The sequence below is a fragment of the Microbacterium umsixpiens genome (assembly GCF_053543675.1).
This window is the reverse complement of the sequence record NZ_JBLVOH010000083.1, coordinates 8477-13022: the sequence shown is the minus strand read 5'-3', so window position 1 is coordinate 13022 and position 4546 is coordinate 8477. Positions and strand designations below refer to the sequence as shown.

Below are 4546 nucleotides of genomic sequence, written 5' to 3'. Positions count from 1 at the left end.
GTCACCTGCTGCACCCCGCGCATCCCCACGACGGCCGAGACCACCTGCGGCATCCGCAGCGGATACTGCACGGCGGCCGACGGCAGCGTCACGCCATGCGCGCGGCAGATGCGCTCGAGCTCGCGCGCCCGCTCCACCACGTCCGGGGGCGCATCGGCGTAGTCGTAGCTGACCCGGTCGGGCACGCTGTCACGGGCGAGGAGTCCCGAGTTGTAGACGGCAGCGGCGACCACCGCGACACCACGTTCGCGCGCGAGCCGCAGCATCCGCAGACTGGCGGCCTGCTCGAGGAGTGTGAGGCGACCGGCGCACATCACGATGTCCGCGTCGGTCTGCTCGATCAGGTCGGCGAGCATCCCGGCCTGGTTCATCCCGGCGCCGTACGCTCCGATCACGCCCTCGTCGCGCAGCGCCGACAGCGTCTGCGCACCGGTGGTCCTGGCGGCGTCGAAGTGGTCGTCCGGGTCGTGCATGTACACGACGTCCACCCGGTCGACTCCGAGCCGGTCCAGGCTCGCCTCGAGCGACCGCAGCACGCCGTCGCGGCTGAGGTCGTAGACGCGACGCACGTCGGACGGCACGTCGAAGAGGTTGGCCATGTCCCGCAGGTGAGCCGTCTCCGGGCTCGGGACGAGTAGTCGCCCGACTTTCGTGGAGAGCACGTACTCGTCCCGCGGATACGCGGCGAGCGCGCGGCCGAGTCGGCGCTCCGAGAGGCCGAGTCCGTAGTGGGGCGCCGTGTCGAAGTAGCGGATGCCGGCGTCCCAGGCCGCGTGCACCGACGCTTCCGCCTCCTCATCGGTCAACACACTGCCGAGGTTGCCGAGCTGGGCGCACCCCATGCCGAGGATGCTGACGTCGAGCCCGCGATGCGTGCGAACGGGGATCATGAAGCCTCCACCGACGAGCCGTGGATGTGACTCATCACGGCCGCACTCATCGGCTGGTAATCGTGCGTGTTCTCGACGACACCGCGCACGATGAACTGGTCCATCACGACGATGCGGTCGGCGAGAGTCACCATCTCGGCGAGGTCGCTCGAGATGAGCAGGATCGCCATGCCGTCGTCGGCGAGCCGCCAGATGAGTTCGTAGAACGCGCGCTTGGTGCGCACGTCGATTCCGACCGTCGGCTCGTCGATGATGAGCACACGGGTCCGCGCGGCGAGCCACTTGGCCAGAGAGACCTTCTGCTGGTTGCCTCCGGAGAGCTGTCCGGCGAGCTGATCCTGCGAGCTGATCCTGATGTCCAGGGCGTCGACGTGGGTCTGCACCGCGTCGCGCTCCGTGCGCCCGGGGACGAATCCGAGGACCTTCGAGATCTCCGACCAGATGGTGACGGCGACGTTGCGCGTGATCGACTGCAGGAGGAAGACTCCCTCCTCCTTGCGGTTCTCGGTGACGTAGCCGATGCGGAAACGGCGCAGGGCATCGCGCACGGAGCGGATCCGCACCGATCTGCCGTCGACCTTCACCTCTCCCCCGACGACTCGGTCGAGTCCGAGGATGGCTCGCGCGAGCTCGGTGCGGCCGGCGCCGACGAGCCCGTACATCCCGAGCACCTCTCCCGGATGAACCGCGAGCGAGATGCGGCGATGCCCGGCGGCGGTGCTGACATCCGTCAGCTCGAGCGCGGGCGTGACGGTGCGGTCGACCTTGCGCTCCTCGACCTCCAGATCGGCGAGCGTGCGGCCGACCATCCGCGCGACGACCTCGTCATGGGTCGTGTCCGCGATCGGCTGCGAGGGCATGACGGTGCTGCCGTCGCGGAGCACCGTGATCGCATCGCAGTGCGCGAACACCTCGTCCAGCTTGTGGCTGACGAGGACGATGGCGGTGCCCTCGGCGCTGAGCTGGCGCACCACTTTGTAGAGCCGGTCGGCCTCGTCGTTGCTGAGTGAGGCGGTCGGTTCGTCGAGCAGGAGCACCTTGGCGCTGCGGTACAGGCCGCGGGCGATCTCCACGAGCTGGATCTGCGCGGCCGAGAGCTCACGCATGGGGGTGCGGGGATCGATGTCGAGGTCGAGCATGTCCAGGCAGCGCTTCGACTCGCGCCACACCTGCCGCCAGTCGACCGTGCCCGCACGGCGGGGCATCGCGGAGAGGGCGATGTTCTCCCCCACGGTGAACTCGCGGACGACGTTGCGCTCCTGATGCACGACACCGATGCCGGCCGCCATCGCCTCCAGCGGGTTCGAGAACGAGATCTCCTCGCCGCCCAGGATCAGGCTCCCGGAGTCAGCGCCCTGCACACCGGTCACGATCTTGATGAGCGTCGACTTGCCCGCGCCGTTCTCGCCCATGAGGGCGTGCACCGAGCCGGCCTCGAGGGTCAGGTTCGCGTCGGCGAGCGCGGTCACGCCAGGGAACGTCTTGCGCAGGTTCCGGACTTCCAGTGCGACGGTCATCGCTTCACCTCCGCCAGTGCGGCTTCCGCTCGCAACGATCTGATCCTGCTGGCATGTCGAGACGCCTGCACCTCGCGCAGCTTGCCGAGAGCCACGGTACCCAGCACCACCGCACCGACGACGAAGTTCACGACCTCGGCGTCGAAGCGGAAGATCGGGCTGGCGGCATCCACGAGCCGCACGACCATCGCCGCGAGCACCGTGCCGAGGACGGCCACGGTCCCTCCGGCGAGCGCGACGCCGCCGATGATCGGTGCGGCGAAGCTCGGCAGCAGCCAGTCGCCGCCGACGGTCGTGTTCACGCCGGGGAGGAACGAGATACTCACCATCGCGGCGGCGCCGCAGAGGAGTCCGGAGAGCGTGTGGGCCACGACGAGAGCACGGTCGGTCGAGATTCCCGCGAGCTGCGCGGCCGAGGCGTTGCCCCCGCTGGCCAGGAGCTTGCGTCCCGACACCGTCTGTGCGAAGTACAGGGCGACGATCACGGCGACCACGAGCGTCATCAGGAAGATCGTGGGGATGCCCAGGATCTCCGACCGCCCGAAGGCGGCGAGCTCGGGCCAGGCCTTGCGCTCGATCGTACGGGTGCCCACGAGGGCGTACTGCACACCGATCAGGATCTGCGACATCGCGAGAGTCACGATGAAGCCGTTGATCCTGGTCCCGACGACCAGCAGACCGTTGACGAGGCCGAGGACGGCGCCGGTGAGCACGGCTACGAGGGCACCGATCCATGGGGGGACGCCCCAGGAGGTGACGATCACGCCGGTGAAGCAGGCCGCGACACCGCCGATGGCACCGACCGCGAGGTTGAGCTGCCCGACGCAGAGCGTGATCATCTGGGCGAGCCCGATCAGGATCGGCACGCTGACGAACCGGAAGAAGCTCGTCATCGACACCGGGCCGAAGAACTGTCCCGATGTCGCCATGCCCAGCACGGCGGCTCCGACCACGACGATCCCGACCAGCAGGAGGTTGTTCGCGCTGATCATGCGTTTCATCGGTGGGCCTCCGCCTCTTCGAGTTCGACGGCGAGCGTCGCGGCGGACTCCGTCGCTGCGGCGGGACGGCGTCGCGCGAAGAGCAGCCGCAGCCGGTCCGTGGCGAGTGCCGCCAGGAGGATGACGCCGAGCAGGACGTTGAGCGTCTCGAGCCCGACCCCGAACAGCTCGAGCCCCTTGCGGATCACCGAGGTCAGCGTGATGCCGAGCGCGGTGCCGACGATCGAGACCAGGCCGCCGGCGAGCAGCGTGCCGCCGAGGATCGGTCCGAGGAACGAGGAGAGCATGAACTCGCTGCCGATGGCGGGGGTGAACGACCCCGTGCTCGCGGCGAGCAAGAACCCGGCGATCGCCGCGAGCAGCCCGGAGAGGGCATGCGCGAGGATGGTCCGGCTCGCGGTGGGGATGCCAGAGAGCTCTGCGGCCTTCACACTGCTGCCGGTCATCAGGACTTCGCGTCCGCTGCGTGTGCAGGTGTAGAAGTACCAGATCACGGCCATGCAGCCGAGTGCGGGCAGGACCATCAGCGGCACGGCGTTCGACCCGCAGTAGCCGAACATGCAGACGTCGGCGAAGGTGCCACGCCCGATGGTCTCGAACCCGGCGGGCGAGACCGTGAAGGCCTGGCCGGTGCTCCACGACTTGTACAGCGTGGGGATCAGCCCCAGCAGCGTGAAGCTCATCGCGAGAGTCACGATGAAGGAGTTCACTCCGGTCTTGGCGATGATCCATCCGGCGAGCGCGCCGAGCGCCGTACTGGCGAGCACCCCGAGAGCGAGCCCGGCGAGGAGCGGCAGGCCGAAGTTCTCGAACGCGGCACCGGTGACGAGCGCTCCGATCCCCGCGAGCTGTCCCACAGCGAGGTTCATGTGGCCGATCGAGAGCACGACCATCTGTGCGAGCCCGACGACCGTGAAGATCGCGATCGTCGTGAGCAGCGGCGCGATGACGAAGGGGCCGTTGAGGAACGCCGGTTTGAGGATCGCCAGGGTCGTGACCAGGACGACGATCAGGACGACGAGGAGCGCACGCGGTGAGCGGAGCTCGGCGCGCGCGGCAGCACCCAGACGCGACATCAGAGCACGATCCTGTCGTCCATCGCATCGCGATCCCAATCGATGCCCAGGCCGAGCGTCTC

General features: G+C 68.7%; 4 protein-coding genes. All 4 read right to left on the bottom strand.

What is annotated here, in order from left to right; all coding sequences use genetic code 11:
* Nucleotides 1–890: aldo/keto reductase (locus ACNPM4_RS08680; protein ID WP_448985413.1), on the bottom strand; the 890-nt coding region annotated here is incomplete at its 3' end.
* Nucleotides 887–2407, bottom strand: a complete 1521-nt coding sequence (locus tag ACNPM4_RS08675) for a sugar ABC transporter ATP-binding protein (protein ID WP_448985412.1) — start codon at nucleotides 2405–2407, stop codon at nucleotides 887–889. The genes ACNPM4_RS08675 and ACNPM4_RS08680, both read right to left, overlap by 4 nt.
* Nucleotides 2404–3408: an ABC transporter permease gene (locus ACNPM4_RS08670; protein WP_448985411.1), complete on the bottom strand. Its 1005-nt coding sequence runs from the start codon at nucleotides 3406–3408 to the stop codon at nucleotides 2404–2406. The genes ACNPM4_RS08675 and ACNPM4_RS08670 overlap by 4 nt, the downstream gene beginning before the upstream one ends.
* Complete coding sequence (locus ACNPM4_RS08665; RefSeq protein WP_448985410.1) at nucleotides 3405–4484, bottom strand: ABC transporter permease; 1080 nt, start codon at nucleotides 4482–4484, stop codon at nucleotides 3405–3407. Before ACNPM4_RS08665 ends, ACNPM4_RS08670 begins: the two co-directional genes overlap by 4 nt.
* Nucleotides 4485–4546: the final 62 nt, after the last annotated feature.